The following is a 24,429-nucleotide window of genomic DNA, read 5'->3' as shown; positions in this document are numbered from 1 at the left end:
TTTCACACAAAAACACAACCCCAGCCTTTTTTATTAGGACTGTAACTTTAACAAAAAAATAATTATTCATCAATTTTAAATCTACAAATAAACATAAATATCAGTTTTATCATAAAGAATAGGAAACAATTACATTTTTTACAATCCCCTCTATTCATATTGATTATATATAATAAAATTACTTATTTTTGCAATTGTTTAAATTAAGTCTAAATAAATAATTGCTATGAAAGCTGTATTAACTTTTTTAATGTTGTTTTCTTTAAGTTTTGGTTATGCCCAAAATTCGAAGTTAAAAGGTCGTGTAAACGACGAGAATAATAAACCCGTTGCATTTGCGACCGTTTTTATTGAGTCTGCCAAACAATCCACTCAAACCAATGAGCGCGGGGAGTTTACTTTAAGAAATCTTAAACCAGGCGTACAACTCGTTAAAATACAATTGATTGGTTATGTAAGTATTGCACAAAACGTGACCGTAACAAAAGACGACCAAAATATCAATTTCAGCTTAAAAAATTCGGACAACGAGTTAAATACTATTGAGCTTTTCACTAACGATAATAAAAATCAGCGAAAAGTACAGAATTTAACCCGCTTACCGTTAAAAATAAAAGATCAGGTTCAATCTATCAGCATCGTATCCGATGCGATAATTAAGGAACAAGGAGCCTTGACAATCACCGATGCAGCGAAAAACGTTGCGGGTGTAACCATGTTCAGTAGTTATGGTGGTGTAAAGGAAAGTATGACTATCCGTGGATTCAGAGGAACTCCGGTTTTAAGAAACGGTGTGATGATGGATTCTGATTTTAGAACCGCATCTGCTGTTACAGATATGCAAGGTGTTGAAAGTGTACAAGTAATTCGTGGGTCTGCTGCTGTAGGTCAAGGTTTTGGCGATGGACTAGGAAGTGCTGGTGGTGTGATTAACGTAGTTACTAAAACCCCTAATTTCCGCAATCAAACCGAAGTTGGATTTAGAGGTGGAAGCTGGAATCAGATTCGTCCGACAGTAGATTTTGAACAAATTTTAGACAAAAAAGAAACGGTTTCCCTACGTGTAAACGCCGCTTATGAAAAAGCCGACGGTTTTAGAGTAAATACCGAAAAAGAAAAAATTTATTTTAATCCTTCTCTTGAATGGAAAATAGACAACAAAAGTACTTTAAACGTAGAAATGGATTATTTGGGTGCATCCGTTACTCCAGATAGAGGAACCATTAATTTAGGTGAAATTGACGTAAATAAATTATATGAAATGCCTCATAACAAGTTTTTAGGTTTTAAAAGCGATCGAAACAATGTAGATGCTTTTAACTATTCTGCTCGTTTTCAGAGAGAATTAACCGACAACCTAAGCTTGCGTATTGCTTCGATGAACTCCATTAGCAAAACCGATAATGAAGCTTCTACTATTAGCGGATTTAGCGCCAAAGTTGGAGACCCGTTTATTAGACAACGTGGATTGGCTAAAACATTTACGAACGACAAAAATTCCGTACTCCAAATTGATTTAGTTGGAAAAGACATACAAACTGGTGTATTAAAACACACTTTTCAAGTGGGATTTGACTATAGACAAAACACCCTTATAACTGAAGGATTTGGAACGTTCAATGCTAATAGAAAAGACAATTTAGAAGCGAACAATTCGGTTGATGAAATTAATGTTTCTGGACCAATCTCCAATGATTTACCTGACGGATATTATTTTGTAGGTAAAGGAAGCATAACAACGAATACACCAACAATCGGTGTAATGGCACAAGACTTTATTGAAATCACCCCTTATATCAAAGCGATGTTAGGACTTAGATACAGCCGCCTAAACGGTAATACAAACAAGGACAAAACCGCAGATGCTTGGGATCCTTTATATGGATTAATCCTATCACCTACCAAAAACATCAATGTATTCGGATCCTACACAACAACTAGTAGCAACCGTAGTTCTAACAACAAATTGGAAGAAGGTGGTACAGTAGGAACTTCTAAAACCAAACAAATCGAATTCGGATTTAAATCGGATTGGATGAATGAGCGATTAGGCTTTAACTTTACGTATTTTATCCTTAACAATGAAAACTTAGCTGCACAAGTTTACAAAAACGGTGTTCCTGAATCAACTTATATTTTAGCAGGAGATTTAAAGAGAACCGGATTTGAGGTTGATATTACAGGTAAAATTACCAACGACTTACAAGTAATTTTAGGATATGCTTATTTAGATGCTCAATACAAAAACAGCCCTGCTTATGTTGAGGGTTCTGCTCCGTCTAACGCAGCCAAACACACGGTAAACGCTTGGGCAAATTACCAAGTTTCACAAGGAACTCTTAAAGGATTAGGTATCGGTTTTGGAGCTTATTACATCGGAGAAAGACCGGTAAACGAATATTCTATGGTAACAGATAGTCATGGTACTAAACCGGGAATCAAACCTTTTGATATGCCTTCTTATATTACCCTTAATGCTCAAGTTAGCTATACTTATAAAAATGCTACTTTACGCGTATTCGGAAATAACTTAGGTGAAGCCTTGGGATACACTTCTTACTTTAGAGGAGGTTATATCAACGAAATCGACCCTAGAAATTTTGCGGCTCAATTGACTTATAAATTCTAATTTATAAAGAAAGTCGAACGTTTATATATACGGGTTCTTTTATAAAAAAAACTTTATTTCAATTAAACCTCCCAATCCTGGGAGGTTTTTTTTATTAGTAACTGTCCTAAATCTTCCAACTGTTTTTTACTTTACACCTTTATAAAATTAAAAATAGTTTTATATCTTTCACTGCATGACTATATTTGCAACTTGCTTATCCATTTTTCACTACAAAGATTTACTTACACTAAAAGATACTCATGAGCCTAATTAAAAATTTGCTAACAAGAAAAGATTATAATGCCGCAGCCGCACCTAGTGAATTAAAGAAAGTTTTGGGCTTGGGTGATATTGTTTTTCTCGGAATTGCTTCGATTATTGGAGCTGGTAGTTTTAGCAGTTTGGGCGAAGCGATTTTTGCTGGAGGACCTGGTGTAATTTTTCTTTATATCATTTGTGGTTTTGCCTGCTGTTTTACCGCCATGTGTTATGCCGAATTTGCCAGTAGAATACCTACTGCTGGTAGTGCTTATACCTATGCCTATGCTTCCTTTGGAGAGATAGTCGCTTGGATTATCGGTTGGACACTAATTATGGAATACAGTTTTGGAAATGTTTTTGTTTCCTTCTCTTGGTCCAACTATTTTACGTCCTTGATGAAGAACCTCGGTATCCATATACCCGAATTTTTATCCACGAGTTACTTTGAAGCCCAAAAAGGTATTTTAAGCGGCACCTTAAACGAACGATTAATCAATGCTTGGGAACACGCACCCATGTTGGGAAATCTCAAAATAATCGTAGACGTTCCGGCATTGTGTATCAATCTATTCATCACCTATGTTTGTTACATCGGTATCAAGGAAAGTCGAAATCTCAACAATGTTTTTGTATTGATAAAACTCATCGCCATAGTGCTCATTATCATAGTCGGTTCCTTTTATATCGACTTGTCCAATTGGACACCGCTCAATGCTGAAACTAACGTACGATCGATGATGCCTAACGGTTTTTCGGGTGTTATGGCAGCCGTAAGTGGCGTTTTCTTTGCCTATGTAGGTTTTGATGCGCTTAGTGTGCTCTCTGAAGAGTGTAAAGACCCCAAACGCGATTTACCGCGAGCCATGATGATTACCTTAGTAGTTTGTACCACGGTCTATGTGCTTTTGGTGTTGGTATTGACAGGTATGGTCGATTACCGCGCTTTTGACGGTATTGGCGATCCCCTTTCTTTTATTTTTAACAGCAGCAACGCCAATTTAATCTGGATGGAATTCATCATTTCCATCGTTGGTGTTATTGCGATAACCACGGTTTTACTCGTTTATCAAATGGGTCAACCGCGTATTTGGTATGTGATGAGTAAAGACGGTTTGTTGCCTAAAAAATTTCAAACCATACATCCCAAATACAAAACCCCATCGTTTGCGACCATAGTAACCGGTATTATCGTAGCCATACCTATTTTTTTTACTGAGAAATCGTTTATTCTCGACTTTACCAGTATAGGAACCATCTTTGCATTTTGCATAGTTTGTGGTGGAATTTTATTTTACCCACAACCCAAAAAGGAAAAAGGACAATTTAAAATTCCCTTTGTCAATGCCAAATACGTGTTTCCATGGTTGTGTATCATAGCCGTAGTCACCTTCTATTATTTGTATCCCGAATTTTTTAAAACCATCTTGCAATGGGGAGATCCAAAAGAGGGCGAATTCCGACTTTCAATGAGTATTTATTTAGTGGTTTTATTTGGGCTAAGTATATTGACATTTTTTAAAAAATTATCCCTTATACCGTTGTTGGGACTCGCCTCTTGTATGTATTTACTAACGGGAATGACACACAACAACTGGTTTTGGTTTTTGGTATGGTTTGCCATTGGCATGGTCGTTTATATCTTTTATGGTTATAAGCACAGCGGGCTTCGCCGATCACAAGCGGCTTCTTCCGAACAATCAACTTCTTAAAAACACAAAGCCCTGCTCTAACAGCAGGGCTTTACTTTAGCTATAAAAATGGCTTATTCGATAGGTCTATCGTCGGTAACAGCCGATGATTCCTCTTGATCTATATCAGCATTAATCGGCTCGCGATAGGTTGTCACCAAATCGACAGTTTGGTAATATAGGCCCATCGATCGGACGTCTTTTCGCTGTTGCTGAGTTACACTATATATTAAATTCTTAATATCAATCCCATACTGCCCAGTGTCGATATTCTTTTGTTGTGCATAGTCCAACAATAAAAATTCATTACCCGAATCAATTTCTTTTAAATAATTCCAATCAATTTTATCGGTCATCAAATTGTAACGCGTAATAAGTGCACTCCAATTGAAAACTCCACAAACTAGCAAGCAAACAAAAAATACGATACACATCCGATCCACTAAATAAAAATTAGTCTTCTTATCCTTTATTTTCGAATAAGTAAAAAGCAGTCCTATCACACACAGCATTAAAAACACAAAAACGCCTAATCGTTTATACGTCAATCCCCATGCCACAACGTACTCCAAATTTTTAATGCAAGTGCTTACTACCATGATTGTGTTCAATACAATCCAAGTAAAGGCAAGCCTTCTCAACCGTTTTGCTTTTACATCAAAATTAAAACCACCCTTAAAATACAGCAACAATAATCCAATTGCCATAACAATCGATAAAATAAGTGAATTGACGCGTTGATGCGTCTGAGCACTTAAATTACCTTCAACAAATGGGTCAAAAAATTGTTCGTAATTATAAAACACTAAGAAAACTGCAAGAAAAACATTTAACAATAACAAGGTTATTTCACCACTCCTACGCTCTAGATCCAAATCAACTGACGAGAACATATTTTGAATTTTATCCTTACTGCCCCTATCAAATGTTGGCTTCCACTTGGAGTTATTGGACTTAATCGTCTCTAAAATCCAACAGTCCCAATACACAAATGAAATGCAAATTCCCAACACTACATAAACCAACAAGGACCAAACATCAAATTCCCAGTGAACAGACGAAACTATATGAGATAAATAATCGCTATTACTCGTGTAAATAACTACAAAACCACTTATGAAAATCAACGGAATTACCATATACATCAGCAGCTTTAAAGCATACTGATTTTTAACTTTAAAATCTCCCTCTATCCAGAGGTTTCGCAGAAAAACCCTGTATATAACCGAAAAGCTATTTACGATAAAAACAGCAGGTGCAAACATCCAATTTAAGCGAGCGTCCTCTGCATACATACGCAATAACGTCAACGACACCATCAATGCGAAAAAACTACTAAAATCAGGTAACCAGGCAAAAGAAAATGATGTCAACACTACAGCACTTATTAAAAATTTTCCCCTAGCGGATTGATAAATTGCAGGGAACTTATTTACCGTAAACCCCAATAAAGCTATAGCAAACACCGCAACATTAATTCCCAAACCCTGTTTGTAGAACAAAAAGATAAACAACAATACAGACAACCCGATTAAAATTTGTTTTTTCATTTCTCAATTTTTTAATTATTATTTCAAAAGTACTTTGCAATACAAAGCAAAAGGGTAAAAAAATAAGCCTGTTAAGGTCTCATTAATTTTTCTAAAGCCTCTAAATGCTTTTTAAACACTTGCTTTCCCAGTGCAGTTGCTTTGTAAGAGGTTCTCGGTTTTTTACCAATAAACTCTTTTTTAACTTCTAGATACTCCTTTTTCTCTAGGGCATTGGAATGGCTTGCCAAATTACCGTCAGTTACTTTTAAGAGTTGTTTCATTTCGTTAAAATCCACCCAGTCGTTGACCATCAAAATAGATAGCATACCGAGTCGAACCCTGCTCTCAAAATCTTTATTTAAACCGTCGATAATTCCCATGACTAATTGTACTTTTTATAGAGAATAATACCGTACAACACATGTAAAACTCCAAAACCTATAGCCCAAAATACTAAACCTAACCCTAAATTAAACAGAGCAACTAAACCTAAACTCAATTCTAGAATACCCAAAAATCGCACATCCGCATAAGTATACTTTTCTACGTTAATCAAAGCTAGTCCATAGAAAATCAACAAAGAAGGTGCGATTAAATCAAAATGATTCTGAAACAGCATGGCTCCACAAAAAACAGCACCTGCTACCAAGGGAACACCCAAACTAAAGATCATTTTCTTGGTGGTAGCAGTCCAAATAGGTAAATCCAAGCGGCGACTTTTTTTCACAGTGAAATAAATCCCAAACAAAACGGCAAGCAACAAAACTGACACGGCTAAAATCAACAATTCTACCGTCAAACTACTACTATATGTTTGCACACCCTTTTCAAAATAGTCCAATCCCGACCGTTGCATTAAGAGATAAGCCCCGAATGCACCTACTAAACCTAAACAACCAGCAACAATTCCAGACAAACCACTGAGCGAGATAAATCGAGATGAGCGTTCCATCATCTCGCGGATATGCGCCAGATCATCCATAGTGTTGTTTTTCATATTAAATAGCATTTAAGGTTAAAGACTGTGATAGCTATACTTTGTGCTGCAAAGTTATTTGAAATTTTTAAATACACAACTATTTAGATGATAAATTAACGACAAAAAAAATGGGAATTAAATAATTCCCATTTTTTTCATGATAAAGGTGGCATTTTTATTTTTGCAAATACCGTCGTGTATTTTATAGTCAAAGAAGAGTTCGTCGTCATGCATTTCCACTTCAAAACATTTATTAGTCAAAATCGTCGGATGATCCTTAGTAATTTCACAAACCTCTAAGTCGTGCGTTGCAATCATTCCAAAAGTCTGGTCGTTAATCAATTTTAATATAACTCCTATGGTTCCAGACTGTTTGTCGTCAGAGTTGGTTCCGCGTAAGATTTCGTCTAACAATACAAAACACGGTTGTTCTTTGACCGATTCCACAATCAATTTCAATCTTTTAACCTCTGCATAGAAATAAGACTCGCTATCGCTTAGAGAGTCTTCCAAACGCATAGAAACGAAAATTGGCATCGGAAAGAAACTGGCTTTGGAGCTGCAAATTGGTGCACCTATTCCCGCTAATACCAAATTGATCCCAACGGTTCTCAAAAAAGTACTCTTTCCGGACATATTGGATCCAGTCAATATAACAAAGCGTTGATTCGAAAAATCAATATCGTTAGTTACGCGTTTAGACGCATTGATTAACGGATGTCCTAAGTCCTTAAAAGTCATCTTTGCCTCCGTGTTTACACTCGGAAAGCAATAACCTCTATTGTTATACGAATAATTAGCTAAGGCATTTAATGCTTCTATTTCTCCAATAGCATCTAACCAAATTGGAACGAAACCCGCATGTTGCTTTTTCCATTTCAGCAAGCCTTGTAAGACGTGAATATGATATTGGAAAAAACCGTTAAAAACGACCATCACAAAGACGTTAGCAATGGTGTTTATCTTTTCAAAATAATCGGACAACTCTTTTAGTTCGCGGCTGGCTTTTCGATCACCATTACTAAAAACCTCAATATAACGCCGTAACTTAGCGCCTTTAAATTCGCTTTTCTCTATTTTCCTTATAATCGTACTGTAGTTATTTATGGTTTCGTGTATCTTATCTGCACCAATGATTTCCTTCTGTATATCCCGAGTTTTCGAAGTAGCCAAAATCAGATTGACCGTAAAAAGTAATGAAACCAAATACCCCCAAAACTGCTGTTCCAACAGCCAAGTACCGAGAATTGAAATCAACAGCATGACCGGCACAACAAACGACAAAATACTACGCCAAGTCGACAAGGTTTCCGTATTGCTATTTGCCCACATTTTAATTCGCTCGTATTCTTTACTTTGAATCGGGGCCATTTTCGACAAAGCACTAATATCTTGTCGCCACTCAATTTGAGTAGATAACTCTTTAACCGCTTCCTGATTTTCCAATATTTCATTAGCCGGTAAAACCTTGTTTAAGAGATTTGCTAATTGTAATTTCCCTATATGAGAACGGGTTCTATTAAGAAACTGAAAGAGCGATTTGGATCCAAATATATCTAAATCGTAAGTATAAGGGTGTTGTGTTTCTAAAAACTCCTTACCATCATCGAATGCGGTCTTATCCTCTTTTATAAAGGCTATTTCTTCCTCATTGAGTTCCATCAGGGCTTGTTGGTAACGCATTTTCCACGACATACTCATGTGAATTCGCATCAGTATAACAAAAAACACGACCAATCCTAAAACCATCCATAGATAACTCGATTGTTCGGTACGTAAAAATTTATAAAACAAATAGATTATCGCAAGTACCACGACGAGTCTAACAGTACCAACAATGCGATACTTTTTTCTTAAAAGGTGAAACTTAGCAGCAAACTGATCGAAAAATTTTTGATATAAATCCATGGATATATTCTTGGTTAACAACTACAAATTACATCTAAAAAAAACCATCCTCAAAGAATTAAGGATGGTTTTTCATATATTGAATTTGATTTTTTGTTTATTGTTTCATCAACGCACGTCGCTCTCTAGCCAAAAGTGTGTTTTTCAACAACATTGAAATGGTCATCGGGCCTACTCCTCCGGGAACTGGAGTTATAAAAGACGCTTTTTTACTAACGTTTTCAAAATCGACATCGCCGGTAATTCTATATCCACGAGGAGCATTTTCGTCTGGTACACGTGTAATACCTACGTCGATAATAACTACATCGTCTTTGACCATTTCGGCTTTTAAGAAATTGGGAACTCCTAATGCTGAAATGATAATATCTGCTTGTGAAGTAATCTGTGTAATGTTTTTCGTATGGCTATGTGTTAAAGTTACTGTGGAGTTTCCTGGAAATCCCTTTCTCCCCATCAATATACTCATCGGACGACCAACAATGTGGGAACGACCAATAACCACCGTATGTTTACCTTGAGTATCTACATTATAGCGCTCTAATAATTCCAAAATTCCAAACGGAGTTGCAGGAATGAAAGTAGTCATATCCAATGCCATTTTTCCAAAATTCTCCGGATGAAATCCATCGACATCTTTACTAGGATCAACCGCCATTAAAACTTTTTGGGTATCGATTTGCGGAGGCAAAGGCAATTGAATGATAAAACCGTCTATATCGTCGTTTTCATTCAATTCTTGAATTTTAGCCAACAGTTCGACCTCAGAAGTAGTTCCCGACATACGCACCATAGTAGATTCAAATCCAACGCGTTCACACGCCTTAACTTTACTTCCTACATAAGTTAAACTAGCTCCATCGTTTCCTACAATCACAGCGGCTAAATGAGGAACCTTCTCCCCTTTTTCCACCATTTTCGAAACTTCGGCTGCAATTTCATCTTTGATATCGTTAGATACCTTATTACCGTCTAGTAGTTGCATTGATATAAAATGTTATGTGTTGTTTTCTCAAAATAAATAAGGTCTAAACTTCGTGGCGAACCTTAAACCTTAATTAGTATATATTATTGCATTCCTTTTAAGTTGCCCATCATGCGCATCAGGTTTTTTCCTTTAGCTCCTTGCATCATCTTCATCATTTTACTCATCTGGTCAAATTGCTTTAACAACTGATTGACTTGTTGAATATCTGTTCCAGACCCTTTGGCAATACGCGCTTTTCTTTTGGCGTCTAACAAAACCGGCTTGGTACGTTCTTCTGGAGTCATCGAATGGATAATAGCCTCGATGTGTTTAAAGGCATCGTCTTCGATGTCCACATCTTTTAACGCCTTACCTACTCCCGGTATCATACCTACCAAGTCCTTCATATTACCCATTTTCTTTACTTGCTGAATTTGAGAAAGGAAATCGTCAAAACCAAATTCATTTTTAGCGATTTTCTTTTGGATTTTTCTCGCTTCTTCCTCATCGTATTGCGCCTGTGCACGCTCTACTAAGGAAATAACATCACCCATTCCCAAAATACGGTCGGCCATACGATCTGGATAGAATACATCTATTGCATCCATCTTTTCTCCAGTACCAATAAACTTAATTGGCTTATTAACTACCGATTTAATCGAAATTGCAGCTCCTCCACGAGTATCTCCATCCAATTTAGTAAGGATTACCCCATCAAAATTTAAGCGGTCGTTAAAGGCTTTTGCCGTGTTAACCGCATCTTGTCCCGTCATTGCATCTACAACAAACAAGGTTTCTTGTGGTTGAATAGCTTGATGTACGTTGGCAATCTCGGTCATCATTTGCTCATCAACAGCCAAACGTCCTGCCGTATCGACGATAACGACATTAAAACCATTTGATTTCGCATATTTGATTGCGTTTTGAGCAATCTCTACCGCATTTTTATTACCCTCTTCGGTATAGACTTCTACACCAATTTGCTCTCCAACAACTTGCAACTGATTGATGGCCGCTGGTCTGTAAATATCACAAGCCACCAATAAGGGTTTTTTATTCTTCTTTGTCTTTAGAAAATTAGCTAATTTCCCCGAAAAAGTAGTTTTTCCAGATCCCTGTAAACCCGACATTAAAATAATAGAAGGCGAAGCCGAAAGGTTAATCCCCGCAACATCACCACCCATCAATTCAATCAACTCATCCTTAACGATTTTAATCATCAACTGCCCCGGTTGTAGGGTGGTCAATACATCTTGTCCTAAGGCTTTGTCCTTAACTCTACTGGTAAAGTCCTTGGCAATTTTAAAATTGACATCGGCATCCAATAATGCTCTACGCACTTCTTTTAAGGTATCGGCAACGTTTACTTCTGTAATTTTTCCGTGCCCTTTAAGTATATGAAAGGCTTTATCTAATTTATCACTTAAATTGTCAAACATGATTGTATCGTTTAATACTGAATCGACAAAGATAATATAAACTACTAAAGGCGCAAACGCCTAAATCATTAAAGTTTACGCTAAAATGATAATATTTTAGAATTTGCCTGTTTGTGTCTTCGTCTATACGATTATTCGCAGATTAGTCTATTCGCGTTGAATCGCATAAGTTGTTTTAATGACAGCCAATTGACTAAATCTCACAGAGGTTATTTATTTATAATAATATCCTATATACGGGGTTTACCGCAATGAAATCGATTTTATTCAAAATTGGTTGTATTTTTGTTTATTATAAAACCGCATTATGACTTTTAATCCGTCCGATTCCGATTTAAAATGGGAGGCGTTTACTGCTGATATTTCTACTATAGAATTACCTCAAAAATTCACCTTCCCCTTTTACTACGAACCGCATGCTTTAGCCAAAATAGCCGCAGCAGAATTGCAGCAATTTCTGAATAGGGAATGGGCTCCTGAACTGGGCATTTTCAAAAGTGAGGAAGAAACAGTTGTTGGAAAAATGTTTGGAGTGCTCGTTGTTCGAAATAAGCAAAACCAATTGGGTTATTTAACAGCCTATTCCGGCAAACTTCCCAGCGGCAAACAACAATCGCGATTTGTGCCACCAATATTTGATTTGTTTGCTCCTGATAGTTTTTTTCTCGAAGGAGAAAAAGAGATTAATGCTATTAATTTTCAGATTGAAACCCTAGAACAAGACGGGCGTTTTTTACAATTAAAAGACGAATACGTTATATTGGAACAGCAGGCAAAACAATCGATTCTAGCTAAAAAAGAAGTCCTGAAAAAACAGAAAAAGGAACGTAAAAAACAACGGATTCTACTTGAAGCTTCAACAGACAGCTTAGTATATCAAGAATACAATGCCGATTTAATCAAACAAAGTTTAAGAGACAAGCACGAATTAAACGTTTTAGTAGAAGAATGGAACATTCGATTGGATCAACATTTTGCAGCTTTAAATACTTTTGAAAGTACGATTTGCAAATTAAGAGATTTTCGGAAAAATAAATCCCATGCTTTACAAAATCGTTTGTTTGAACAATATCAATTTTTAAATGCACTTAGTCAACGCAAAGATGTACTAACTATTTTTAAAGAAACGGCACTATTACAACCTCCTGCCGCAGCTGGCGATTGTGCTGCTCCGCGTTTATTACAATACGCTTATCAAAATCATTTAGAGCCCATAGCAATGGCTGAATTTTGGTGGGGTCCTTCTCCCAAATCCGAAATCCGAAAACACGGATACTTTTACCCGGCTTGCCGCGGTAAGTGCGAACCGATTTTAAATTATATGCTGCAAGGATTAACCGTTGACGATAATCCGCTACTCGTTAATCCTGCTTTAGGTGTCGACCTAGAAATTATCTATGAAGATGCCGACATGGTCGTTATTAACAAACCCGCAGAGTTTTTGTCCGTACCTGGAATATATATCCAAGATTCCGTTTACCAACGTATGAAAGAGCGCTATCCCAAAGCAACGGGGCCACTGATTATTCATCGCTTAGACATGGCTACTTCAGGCATATTAGTTATAGCCAAAACCAAAGAAGCTCATCAACATTTACAAGCCCAATTCATTAATCGTAGCGTAAAAAAACGCTATGTAGCCTTATTAAATGGCTTTCCCAAGGACGACAAGGGAGAAATAGAGCTACCCCTTCGTGTGGACCTCGATGATCGCCCGCGACAACTTGTCTGTTATGAATACGGTAAACCCGCTCAAACCCAATGGCAGGTTATTGAACGACGAAAACAACATACTTTAGTACACTTTTGGCCTATAACCGGTCGAACGCATCAATTACGTGTACATGCGGCACACAACTTAGGATTGGGCTGTGCTATCCTTGGTGACGACTTATACGGTCAAAAATCCACTCGATTATTTCTACATGCTGAATCTCTAGAATTAACACATCCGACCAACCTACAAAAAATGATATTCGAAGCAAAACACCCTTTTTAGAATGATATTATACCTTAAAATGCTTTTTATAAATATTATTTACTACTATTTTTATATGATTTAACTTATTTTTGCATTAATTTTATACTTAAAATTTTATTAATTTAAATTCAAGTTTTATGAACGAGGAAATTTACACGAATGACGCCATTGCTGCAGGAGCAGCTGGAATTGGAATGATTGGTTTTATAATCTATTTAGCGGTAATCATACTGATTGTCGCTGCCCAATGGAAAATATTTGCGAAAGCAGGAAAACCGGGCTGGGCAGCTATAATACCTATATACAATATTATAGTTTTATTGGAAATTATCGGAAAGCCACTTTGGTGGATTTTCTTATTCCTAATTCCAGGAGTGAACATAATTTTTATGATATGGACTTACAATCTACTTAGTAAGAGTTTCGGAAAAACAGAAGGTTTTACTGTGGGTATAATACTATTACCCTTTATTTTCTTACCAATTTTAGGTTTTGGAGATGCAAAATACATAGGTCCAGCAGGTGCAGAGGGTACTAATCCATCATCAACTGATCGCGTTTAAACGAACGTAAACTAGAGATTTGCAAATCCCTTTGTAGTTATTGACTAAAAAGCACATAGAAGGATTGGGTCAGTCAAAAAAATAAGATTTATAAAAGTTTATTTGGCTGAGATTTACATCAGCACAGACTCCAACAAACGCAACTCTAAAACAAGAGGCTATCTCAAAAGGATAGCCTCTTGTTATTTTATAACTATTTCAAATATCTAAACATGCCTTTTAAAAACCAATAAAACAACTTGATTTTTAAACAAAGTGTTGTAAAAAATGGCTACCTCCAGCTAGGAGACAACCATTTATATTTAAAGTTATTTTACTTTTTTACTCAAAAAATTCCCCAACTTCTTACCGGTCATAGCATAACTTTCAGACATGATTGAATTTCTATTCATTGTCATACTTTTTCCTTTAGCTTTAGTAATGTCTATAATCAACAACTGCTTATTTTGATTTTCAGTTTCTACAAAAACCAAGCGAGAGTTTAGCAGTGAATTCGTCATACCAGGTACTCCAGGATTTAACCATTCTGACTTAACAATCAGTGTATACTTTGCTTTTGGATTTTTTGAAAATTTAATCTTACTGCTTTTATTAATGCTAGCAAAAAATTTATTCGGAAATTTTTCCTCTTTGTATTCTTCCCAAACTTTGTAAAAATCTTCATTAGGATTCTTCTCTTTTACATCGGCAGCTCTTTTTTTAAGATATTCTGCTTCCGATATTTTTTTCTTACCAACAGTTAAGTCAGCATAATCAAATAGGACATTAATTTCCGTTTGACCTTTTAAAAAATCAAAGCTTCCAGATTTTACTTTTTGAGCAAAGACATTTGTCATTGTTACAACTAGCAACAACAGCGTAATTTTTGTTTTCATCGGTGTTTTATTTTTATTAAAATGCTGCAGCAATACCCAAATACAATCGTTCGTATTCAGCTTGACTACAAATCGGTTCCGAAGATATAAATAAAAACACTAATCCCAAGTGTTAAATTAAGTTAATTCATACCCGTAAGCAAAGGAAACAATGCCTTACCAACACATTTAAACTGTTGTTCTAAAATAATAGAATTTTCAATGAACTTATGAGCAGCCGATTGAACAGCAAATAAACACGAATTAAAACTGAAAATATATAAAAGGTTGCGGCCCCGCAGCTGCCGTAGCAAAAACAACCCAGAAAATAAATCCTAACACAGCTGCCTTTATCAACATCGGCATTTTGTCAAACAATGAACGCACACTGCCCATCCAACTTTTTGGTATAAAATGCCATACAAAGCCAATTGCTATTAATAAAAATACATTTTTATAACTGATGATAATTGTTTGCCATTGTTCTAAATCCCAAGTTAGGTTTCCGATATTATAGATAACATTTAACGCTGTGTCAAAATCTTTTGCTCTAAAGAAAATCCAACAAAATGCGACGAAGTGAAAGGTTAATAGCACTGATACGATATTCCAAAGACCCAAACTATTCACAACTCTAGTTCCCTTTTTGGACGGGAACAGTTCGTCAATCGTTTTGTGAATAGCCAGAGCAATTCCGTGAAGGGCACCCCAGATAATGAAACGCATACTTGCTCCATGCCAAAGACCTCCTAACAACATGGTAGTAAAAAGGTTGAAATTGGTAAATAGTGTGCGCTCTTTATTCTTTGATAATAATATCGTTAATACAAAAACAATTACCGAGGTTATTGCAATTCCCAAGGGAACGATCGTTTCTTCATAGTAATAGATACCCCATCCAAGGATTCCAACAAAAAACAATCCTGGAAACAAAAAACCTGCAAAAGTTCCCTTTCTATTTCCTCCTATTGAGATATACAAGAAGTCCTTTAACCAAGTTGACAACGAGATATGCCATCGTCTCCAAAACTCTGTAATCGATGCCGATTGATAGGGTACGTCAAAGTTGATTGGTAAACGATATCCCAATAGTAAGGCAATACCGATGGCCATATCGGAATAACCCGAGAAATCACAATAGATCTGAATCGCATAACCGTAAGTAGCCATCAAATTCTCAAATGCGGTATAACTGTTTGGTGAATCAAAAACACGATCAACAAAATTCACAGAGATATAATCGGAAATCACTGCCTTTTTAAGTAAACCACCGATGATTAAAAACAGTCCTTCGTTGACGTATTCTCTTGAAATATGAAGGCGTTGATAGATTTGAGGAATAAAGTCCTTTGCCCGTACAATAGGTCCAGCAACCAATTGTGGAAAAAAGGAAATAAAGAATAAATAATCTACAAAACTCTTAGTAGGCTCAATTTCCTTTCTATAAACCTCGATGATATAACTGATGGATTGGAAGGTGAAGAACGAAATTCCCACCGGTAAGATAATATCATTAAGATGATAACTACTTCCTGAAGCGAGATTAAACCCGTCTAAAATAAAATTGGTATATTTAAAATACCCCAGCATCCCTAAGTTAACCAAAACACTGATTGTGAGCAAGGTCTTTTTCTTTACCAGACTCTTTTCACGATAAATAATATTCGCTAAATAATAATCTATAATCGAAGAACCTACCAGCAATAAAAAAAACATACCACTCGATTTATAATAAAAAAAGAGCGAAAATAAAACGACGTAGATTAATCGTAAATGAAAGGTTTTTCTAATACCTATATAAACCAAATAGAATACGAGGAACATTCCGAGGAATAAACCCGAATTAAACAATAGTGGCTCTTTTGGATTAAAAGAAAACCATTTGATGACATCAGCCATCGTGAGGACAGGCAAACTAAAATCGAGTATAGACATTAATTCTTATGAGAAATTTTAAAATTTTTAAAAGCTTCAAGTAGTGCGTTTGCAAATAATTCACCTTTGTATTCGTAACCCGATTTGGAATAATGGACATAATCTCTTGAAACCAAACCCTTGTCATAATTTTCATTAACGCTATTGATACCACCCAATATGTGAAATACATCCCAAACAGCATACTGCTGCGCTACGGCATCTTCCAAAATAGAATCGGCATATCCCTCAGAATAACTATTGGGAATTTTCTTTTGAAACAAAGAAGGTGGAGGTGTTGTGATTAAGATGCTAGCCCGTGGATTATCCTTTTTAATCTGGTCAATAAAGAAGTTCATTTGTTCCTGATAATTGGCTGTACCCATTTTGTCAAACGCTTCGTTCGTACCCAATGAAATGACAACTAAATCCGGAGCAAGTCCCTTAATTTGTTCGAAAAACAATTTGTACTTATTGTAATCCGAAAACTTTGCCCCATTTACTCCTATACTGTGATATATGATTCCAGCTTGTTCATTTTCAAATACCAAACCATTTAAGTTGTAGGTTTCCGCTTTTTTACTAGGCAACAAATAGATCTTGGAAAGCTCTTCAGAATTGATAAATTCCCGGTATTGTTTTTTAGCTACGGTTTCCAAAGGAATAAATTCCGAACGAGCAATCGCTTTGGTTTCTATCAAATTAGAAGGAATATACAGTACTTTTCCCGCCTGAATCAAATTACCTTTTAGACTGTTTGCTTTTTTAATTTGCTCGAGAGTAACGCCATACTTTTTAGCAATACTACCTATAGCCTCCCCTTTCTTAATTCTATGGTTGATTTTTTGTGGCACTTTTTGCTCCACCATAATCGTTTTGGAAGCTGTAGCAACATCAAACATGTTTTCGTTCCCAGGAGTGAAAATTTTCATTTTAGTAAATTGAAAACGCGCATCACGCATAGTGATTTCGATTACAAAATCATCTTTTTTAGCAGCTAATGCGATACCACTTAAACCTACTAACGAACCGTTTAGTGGATAAATATTCCGATAACTATTCCATTCTATATTTGAAGAATACTGAACAAAACTGTTGCCATTGGTTTTAGCCAATTTATAAGGAAACGAAAAACCCAAACCACCATTACCGAATTCGGTTTGTAAGCGTTCCCTGATTTTACCTGTAAACAAATCTGCCTGAATATGGGAATCACCAATGTGTACAATATTTATTTTCCCACTTTGATTTTTCTTTAAGTCGTTTAACTTTTGAAAAAAAGGCTCGAGTACCTCGGTATTCAAAATCTCATTCTCGGCATATTTTGACACAGCCAAACTATCGGCTACTTCAGTAAGCGCCGATGCAGTTTGATTTTGAGCCCAACCCCATTTACAACCGATCAATACCGACAGTACTAATAACTTTTTAATGAACATCTAAACTTACTTTTCTTTTTATTTTCACAGTATCTTTAGGTTTAGGTTTGACTACTGTAGGCTCAACGGTTTGTGGTGCAACTGTTTTACCTTTTTTATAAGTGTCGTAACCCTCTTCTATTTGTTTAAAAATCATATTGGAAATATCTCTTGCTCCCCTATGATTAAAATGCGTATAATCCTTATTTGCCTTAGCAGGTACTTCATCAACCCATTTGACCATAGAACCATCTCCACCCATCAATTGATATAAATTGACAAATCCGGCTTGATTGGAAATCGCGTATTTTCGCTGTGCATTTACTAACGGAACAACAGCCGAGTCTGTTTGCATCGTCAAATCATACTTGGTTGCCTTATCTGCTGTCGAAATTACTAAAATCGAAACACCCGGAAAACAATTTCTCAAATTATCAACTACCCTAGTCATTTGACGCTCATACCAACTGTAATTGTATGAACCGTAATTCAGTACATTGGTTCCATAGTGCAAAATAATCAGCTGATAGCCTAATTTTTGCTGAAATTGATTCATAATACTCGGCTTAAACGTAGTCAATGGCAAACCTGAATTACCTCTATTAGAGAAATTATCGATATGCACTCCTTGCTGGTTATCAAAATTAACTCCGTATATTGGAATGGAATCTGCATGTATAAAATCGGCTTTAAACCCCTTTAAATTGCCTTCTGATAAGGTCAATGTATTGAGCTCATTAACCGGATTCAACTTCTTATACACAGTATCCTTCCCAACAATCATCCGTAATTGTGCTCTCGAATTGTTTGATCGTCCATAAAACAAAGTGGGTTTATTTAGAAAATCCAAGTGTGCAACCGTTGACGATTTATACCGAACCCAAGTACTGTTGACAGTGTCTTTCGCAAAAAACACATGCCCATTTATACCAAAAGGTCTTAGGGGATTTTTCACATTTAAGTACGATTGTACCTTCCAGTTTGGAGAAAATTGATGCGACACCGAACTTCTAGACCCAGCAGATTCTGAAGTTATCGCTACAAAACCAACGCCATCACCTCCGTATTTATTTTGGAAACTTCTGCGCAAATCCTGGACAATCATGTCTCCATCTGTCATCGAATCGCCATAGTAAGCAATCCTCACTTTACCTTTCTGCTCAATTTCTAGTTGGTATAATTTTTCATAGAAAGCTTGCAAATATACCAAGCCTCTAAAGCTAGATGCCGGTTCATCTGAAAACGGCATTCCATCAAGATTTTCTCCTGATAAACTATCCGTTTCTATATTTGATTGCTTGTTATTATGAGCTTCTTTTTCTTCTTGAATAGCTTCTAATAGTAAACTATCTACTACAATATGTTTGTTGTTAACTTCCGTTTCTTTAAATATTTTCTTCGGTAAATAGGTTTTAAATACCAAGAAAAAACCAGTCGCCATTATTACAATGGCGAAAGATTGAAATGCATACGATTTAGATATCTTCACACTAATAAAAGTTACATACGGTCTGGTACAGCAATTCCCAATAGAGAAAAACCGCTTTTTATAATTGTTCCCACTTTCTGAGACAATTGTACTCTAAAAACTTTTAAATCTTGAACCTCTTCACCTAAAATAGGTACGGTTTGATAAAAAGAATTGTATTCTCTAACAAGTTCGTATATATAGTTGGCTAACAATGCAGGGCTGTGAGATTTTCCTGCGTTTTCAATTACTTCAGCATAGGATTCCATCAGTTTTAGCAATTCTTTTTCCTTGCTATCTAAAGCAATTCCTGTTACGGTATAGGAATAATCAAAATTTGCCTTTCTTACAATCGATTGGATACGCGCGTAAGTATATTGAATAAACGGCCCCGTATTACCCGCGAAATCAACCGATTCCTCTGGATTAAACAAGATGCGTTTTTTAGGATCAACTTTTAAAATATAATATTTCAAAGCTCCCAATCCAATGGTTTTATACAAGCTTTCTTTTTCCTCTTCGGTATAACCGTCTAATTTCCCTAACTCTTCCGAGATTTGTTTTGCCGTATCGGTCATTTCTAACATCAAATCATCTGCATCGACTACGGTTCCTTCTCTACTTTTCATCTTACCGGAAGGCAAATCAACCATACCATAAGACAAGTGATGAAGACTTTCCGCCCAGTCAAATCCCAATTTTTTAAGTATTAAGAACAATACTTTAAAGTGGTAATCCTGTTCGTTTCCTACGGTATATACCATACCGCCAATATCATTAAAGTCTTTAACACGTTGAATAGCCGTACCAATATCTTGGGTCATATATACCGAAGTACCGTCTCCGCGTAATACCAACTTTTCATCCAAGCCTTCCGCAGTTAAATCAATCCAGACAGAACCGTCTTCTTTTCTAAAAAACACACCGTCTTTTAAACCGTTTTCCACCACATCTTTGCCCAATAAATACGTATTACTCTCGTAATAGTTTTTATCAAAATCAACACCTAAGTTTTTAAATGTAATAGCGAAACCATCATAAACCCACTGATTCATCTCTTTCCATAAAGCGATAACTTCGGGTTTACCAGCTTCCCAATCCAATAACATTTGTTGGGCTTCTAAAATAATGGGTGCTTCTTTTTTAGCTTCCTCTTCCGAACGTCCAGCCTGTATCAATTCAGCTATTTGCTCTTTATAAACCTTGTCAAATATCACATAAAAATTACCAACTAACTTATCTCCTTTGAGACCGGTGCTAGCAGGTGTTTGTCCTTCTCCAAATTTCTGCCAAGCCAACATAGACTTACAAATATGGATTCCTCTATCGTTTATGATTTGTGTCTTATAAACCTTTTTTCCTGAAGCTTTCAAAATCTCAGCAACGGAATATCCCAATAAATTATTTCTAACATGACCTAAATGCAAAGGCTTGTTGGTATTTGGCGAACAATATTCCACCAAAATCGCTTTCTCATCTGCTACGACTGTTTGAAATCCAAAACGTTCAACGTCTTTTATTTCATTGAAAAAATTCAAGTAAAAAGCATCTGTAACTACTAAATTCAAGAAACCTGAAACCACATTGAACCGCGAAATCACGCCGGTATTTGCTACTAAATATTCGCCAATTTTTGTTCCAATTTCAACAGGATTTCCTTTAATCAACTTTAAGAAAGGGAAAATTACCACTGTTGTGTCTCCTTCAAACTCCTTTCTCGTACCTTGAAATTCAATTTTATCCACAGTGACTCCATATAGTGATTGTACTGCGTTTTCGATTTGAGGAATTAGAATCTGATTTAATGTCATTGCTTATTTATTTTAAGGAACAAAGATAATTGTTATTTCAGTATTTTTTAACTTTTATAGGGATATAATTACAGCCAAGTCCGTATGCTTGCTATTCCATGAAAAATTACTGTTTTAAAATTAATTCAGCGTTAAAGTATAAATACAAATGACAAAATTAAAATACTATAAATATTTTTACCCTCAGCTTTATGGTAAACTTAATTCAACTAATATTGTACTACCTACTTATAATTCATCAATCTACGTAAATATGCCTAGTAAAACTATATACCGCTACTTCATGTACTTTGCGTTTTTTACTGCAAATGCTCAACCTCAAGATATTGAAGCCATACACAAACAAGAGCAAGTGCTGATCGGCGGTATATTGCAAACTATCGACATCAAAGGGAGCGACATCAACAATCCGATATTGTTATTTTTACACGGTGGTCCAGGTACATCGTTGATACCTGTTTCTGAGTCGTTTACTCAAAATTTACAAAAACATTTTCTCGTAGTACAATGGGATCAACGTCAGACCGGAAGTACCCTTATAGCCAATGTTTCACCAGAACCATTGACAACAGCCCTACTTCAGTCTGATGCGCATGAGATGGTATCTTATCTACTAAAGAACTTCAACAAACCTAAATTGTATTTGGCTTCCCATTCCTGGGGTTCTATACTCGGTTTTGACATCGCATCTAAAAATCCCGAACAACTGTATGCGTATATTTGTATTAGCGGCCTAATCGATCAAGACAAAAATGCTCGCCTTACTATAGACATGCTAAACAACTGGGCAAAAGAAAATGCAAATGCCGAAGCTCAAGAAGAGCTATCCCACGTTAAGGTACCTTATAAAACTCCAGATGATTTATTTTATGCCCAAAAATGGCTTTTTATACACAATGGTGTTGAATTTGCAAAAGAAGATAATTTCAAACCCACCTATTACCGTTGGTTAGACGTTTGGTTTCCGACTTGGTTAGCTTCAGTACAAAATAATCGATTTAATCAGCAACAAGAATTTCACTGTCCCATTTATTTTTTTGAAGGTAATGGCGATCAACAGCAATCACATTATATAGTAGAGGACTATTACAACTGGATTAAAGCTCCTAAAAAAGATTTTTTCTGGTTTACCAACTCGGGTCATACCATATTTAATACCGAACCCGATAAAATTCAATCCACACTTATAGAACGTATTTTGCCTGAAACCAATTAGGTATGCATCGAATAAAAAATCCCCTTGTATCACTATAATACTAGGGGATTTTTCTTTTAGAAATATGTTATTAAATTTCTATCAACTACACTTTTTCTGTTGCCTTATCTTTACAACAGTCATCCAATTTAGCATATACTTCCGGATCTGCCTTAACATCATCTGCATCATAACCCATTTTAGAAATCGCTTGTCTAATTTGGTCCAGACTTACTTTCTTTGGACTATAATAAACCGTAATGGTATTGGCTTCTTGATTAATATCAAATTGTCGAACACCACTCAGTTTATATAAGGTACTTTTAAAAGTTTGTCCACATGTTTCACATTCTTTACAATGTTCACAATAAATAGCTGTTTTTATGATTGCTTTCTCATTGCTTTTTGAGCTCTGAGCATTACTCGCGGTAGATAACCCAAAAAACAAAAAAGACAAATAGAACACATTACTGAATTTTATCTTACTGATGCCCCACATATATAAATTTTTTATAGTGATTACTTGTTAAAGCTGCTAATCTAACAAAAACTTTTTATATAATAGAAGTTTTTTCGCTGTTTCCTAAACAGGATTTTTACTTTTATTGGCGCTATTATATGTAAATCATCACTAGCAATCATTCCATTTATAACAACAAATCCCGATATCCTTTATCAGATCTGTATTCTCCAATACCAATATTACAGGATTTTTACAATTATTTTTTTATAAAAAAACGCCTATTTTACTAGCCTTACAGCCATTATTGCAAAAAAATATAAAATTTTATTAAAAATTTTTTTAGCATTTACTTGTAGATATTAAATATTCATTCTATATTTGCAGGAATTAAATAACACAAAAGTAATGCAAGAAGGTACAGTAAAATTTTTCAATGAAGACAAAGGTTTCGGATTTATTACACCAAACAATGGTGATAGCGAAATATTTGTTCACGCTACAGGTCTAATGGATAATATTCGTGAGAACGATGCAGTTCGTTATGACGTAGAAGAAGGTCGTAGAGGTCTTAACGCAGTAAACGTAGTCTTAGCTTAACATACTATATAGATACAACGTAAATTAACACCTAATCCATGATTAGGTGTTTTTTTTTACAGTAAATTTAACTCAACAGATTTAATTACTTCTTCCTCCTGATTACTGCTCACTCTTCAATAGTTCTAAACGTAAGATTTACCCGAGCTGTATGTATTAATTTTGTTGGAGGTAAACGATGTAACCAATGTGTTTGCGTAGTGCCCTTCATCACCAAAAGACTGCTATGCTCTAAGATACGCTCCACCTTTTCCAAACTGCGTTTATGTTTAAACGCGAATTTTCTAACTGCGCCAAAACTCAAGGACGCTATAGCGCCATTCTTTTTGAGATCTTTTTCTCCATCACTATGCCACGCCATACCCTCGTTACCGTTGTGATACAAATTCAATAGACAGGAATTATAAGTTTCCCCTGTTCTCTCTTCTACAATAGCTTTTAATACAAGTAAATCGCTATTCCACGGTAAAGCTCGCTTAGTCGTATTCGAATAGGTATATTCAAAAGGCAAATCACCGTACCAGGCCACTTTGCGTTTGGTAGTAATTTTTTTACCAAAGATAATAGCCTCATCATGGCGCCATTCGATGCCATTTAACAATTTATACAAATACAAATCCGCTTGCTGTTTATCGAACAAGGTTCCAAAATAGTAAACCTCTCCATCAGCGGGCAGCAAGTTGATATTTTCGTCAAGTCGATTATCAAAAAGATCCATTTTTCAGGTTTTTAACGTTATAGGTCTCTACCATAAGTTAGCGATTTAGCATCAAACTACCA

The 24,429-nt window shown here is 35.8% G+C and carries 19 protein-coding genes; 6 read left to right on the top strand and 13 right to left on the bottom strand.

Features of this window, described 5'->3' with window-relative positions:
• Positions 1–226: 226 nt before the first annotated feature.
• Together KO524_RS11510 and KO524_RS11505 are read left to right on the top strand one after the other, a co-directional pair.
• A complete protein-coding gene (locus KO524_RS11510; RefSeq protein ID WP_219294202.1) occupies positions 227–2,629 on the top strand; it encodes a TonB-dependent receptor in 2,403 nt (800 codons plus the stop codon).
• Between the two features lie 251 nt (positions 2,630–2,880).
• A complete protein-coding gene (locus KO524_RS11505) occupies positions 2,881–4,581 on the top strand; it encodes an APC family permease (RefSeq protein ID WP_370629736.1) in 1,701 nt (566 codons plus the stop codon).
• 53 nt (positions 4,582–4,634) lie between these two features.
• Here KO524_RS11505 and KO524_RS11500 read toward each other — a convergent pair whose 3' ends face one another.
• From KO524_RS11500 to ffh, 6 genes are all read right to left on the bottom strand, one after another.
• The gene (locus KO524_RS11500) at positions 4,635–6,110 is read right to left on the bottom strand and encodes a DUF4173 domain-containing protein (protein WP_219294198.1); all 1,476 of its coding nucleotides are present in this window, start codon (positions 6,108–6,110) and stop codon (positions 4,635–4,637) included.
• Positions 6,111–6,181: 71 nt separating this feature from the next.
• The gene (locus tag KO524_RS11495) at positions 6,182–6,472 is read right to left on the bottom strand and encodes a transcriptional regulator (protein ID WP_219294196.1); all 291 of its coding nucleotides are present in this window, start codon (positions 6,470–6,472) and stop codon (positions 6,182–6,184) included.
• A gap of 2 nt (positions 6,473–6,474) precedes the next feature.
• Positions 6,475–7,089, bottom strand: a complete 615-nt coding sequence (locus KO524_RS11490; RefSeq protein ID WP_219294194.1) for a hypothetical protein — start codon at positions 7,087–7,089, stop codon at positions 6,475–6,477.
• A 117-nt stretch (positions 7,090–7,206) separates the two neighbouring features.
• Complete coding sequence (locus KO524_RS11485; protein ID WP_219294192.1) at positions 7,207–8,979, bottom strand: DNA mismatch repair protein MutS; 1,773 nt, start codon at positions 8,977–8,979, stop codon at positions 7,207–7,209.
• 97 nt (positions 8,980–9,076) lie between these two features.
• Complete coding sequence (locus tag KO524_RS11480; RefSeq protein ID WP_219294190.1) at positions 9,077–9,964, bottom strand: bifunctional 5,10-methylenetetrahydrofolate dehydrogenase/5,10-methenyltetrahydrofolate cyclohydrolase; 888 nt, start codon at positions 9,962–9,964, stop codon at positions 9,077–9,079.
• A gap of 83 nt (positions 9,965–10,047) precedes the next feature.
• A complete protein-coding gene (gene ffh / locus KO524_RS11475) occupies positions 10,048–11,385 on the bottom strand; it encodes a signal recognition particle protein (RefSeq protein WP_219294188.1) in 1,338 nt (445 codons plus the stop codon).
• A 307-nt stretch (positions 11,386–11,692) separates the two neighbouring features.
• Between ffh and KO524_RS11470 the strand changes: the two genes are divergently transcribed.
• Together KO524_RS11470 and KO524_RS11465 are read left to right on the top strand one after the other, a co-directional pair.
• Positions 11,693–13,384 (top strand): RluA family pseudouridine synthase, encoded by a 1,692-nt coding sequence (locus KO524_RS11470; protein WP_219294186.1) that lies wholly within the window; start codon positions 11,693–11,695, stop codon positions 13,382–13,384.
• A gap of 119 nt (positions 13,385–13,503) precedes the next feature.
• Positions 13,504–13,929, top strand: a complete 426-nt coding sequence (locus KO524_RS11465) for a DUF5684 domain-containing protein (protein ID WP_219294183.1) — start codon at positions 13,504–13,506, stop codon at positions 13,927–13,929.
• Between the two features lie 308 nt (positions 13,930–14,237).
• Here KO524_RS11465 and KO524_RS11460 read toward each other — a convergent pair whose 3' ends face one another.
• From KO524_RS11460 to argS, 5 genes are all read right to left on the bottom strand, one after another.
• Positions 14,238–14,804 (bottom strand): hypothetical protein, encoded by a 567-nt coding sequence (locus KO524_RS11460; protein ID WP_219294181.1) that lies wholly within the window; start codon positions 14,802–14,804, stop codon positions 14,238–14,240.
• Between the two features lie 243 nt (positions 14,805–15,047).
• The gene (locus tag KO524_RS11455; protein WP_219294179.1) at positions 15,048–16,718 is read right to left on the bottom strand and encodes an MBOAT family protein; all 1,671 of its coding nucleotides are present in this window, start codon (positions 16,716–16,718) and stop codon (positions 15,048–15,050) included.
• Positions 16,718–18,136: a GDSL-type esterase/lipase family protein gene (locus KO524_RS11450; protein ID WP_219294177.1), complete on the bottom strand. Its 1,419-nt coding sequence runs from the start codon at positions 18,134–18,136 to the stop codon at positions 16,718–16,720. Before KO524_RS11450 ends, KO524_RS11455 begins: the two co-directional genes overlap by 1 nt.
• Positions 18,126–19,604: a hypothetical protein gene (locus KO524_RS11445; RefSeq protein WP_370629735.1), complete on the bottom strand. Its 1,479-nt coding sequence runs from the start codon at positions 19,602–19,604 to the stop codon at positions 18,126–18,128. The genes KO524_RS11450 and KO524_RS11445 overlap by 11 nt, the downstream gene beginning before the upstream one ends.
• A gap of 11 nt (positions 19,605–19,615) precedes the next feature.
• Positions 19,616–21,394, bottom strand: coding sequence for an arginine--tRNA ligase (gene argS / locus KO524_RS11440; protein WP_219294175.1), 1,779 nt, complete (start codon positions 21,392–21,394; stop codon positions 19,616–19,618).
• Between the two features lie 283 nt (positions 21,395–21,677).
• On the opposite strand from argS, the gene KO524_RS11435 reads away from it, so the two are divergent.
• Positions 21,678–22,610, top strand: coding sequence for an alpha/beta fold hydrolase (locus tag KO524_RS11435; protein WP_219294173.1), 933 nt, complete (start codon positions 21,678–21,680; stop codon positions 22,608–22,610).
• Between the two features lie 85 nt (positions 22,611–22,695).
• Here the strand turns inward: KO524_RS11435 and KO524_RS11430 are convergent, their stop codons facing one another.
• Complete coding sequence (locus KO524_RS11430) at positions 22,696–23,088, bottom strand: heavy-metal-associated domain-containing protein (RefSeq protein ID WP_219294171.1); 393 nt, start codon at positions 23,086–23,088, stop codon at positions 22,696–22,698.
• Between the two features lie 369 nt (positions 23,089–23,457).
• On the opposite strand from KO524_RS11430, the gene KO524_RS11425 reads away from it, so the two are divergent.
• Positions 23,458–23,649, top strand: coding sequence for a cold-shock protein (locus KO524_RS11425; protein WP_219294169.1), 192 nt, complete (start codon positions 23,458–23,460; stop codon positions 23,647–23,649).
• 109 nt (positions 23,650–23,758) lie between these two features.
• Here the strand turns inward: KO524_RS11425 and KO524_RS11420 are convergent, their stop codons facing one another.
• Complete coding sequence (locus KO524_RS11420) at positions 23,759–24,367, bottom strand: alpha-ketoglutarate-dependent dioxygenase AlkB (RefSeq protein WP_219294167.1); 609 nt, start codon at positions 24,365–24,367, stop codon at positions 23,759–23,761.
• Positions 24,368–24,429: the final 62 nt, after the last annotated feature.

The organism is Flavobacterium sp. NKUCC04_CG (assembly GCF_019345525.1).
GTDB lineage: Bacteria > Bacteroidota > Bacteroidia > Flavobacteriales > Flavobacteriaceae > Flavobacterium.
This window is presented reverse-complemented; position numbering and strand designations above follow the sequence as displayed.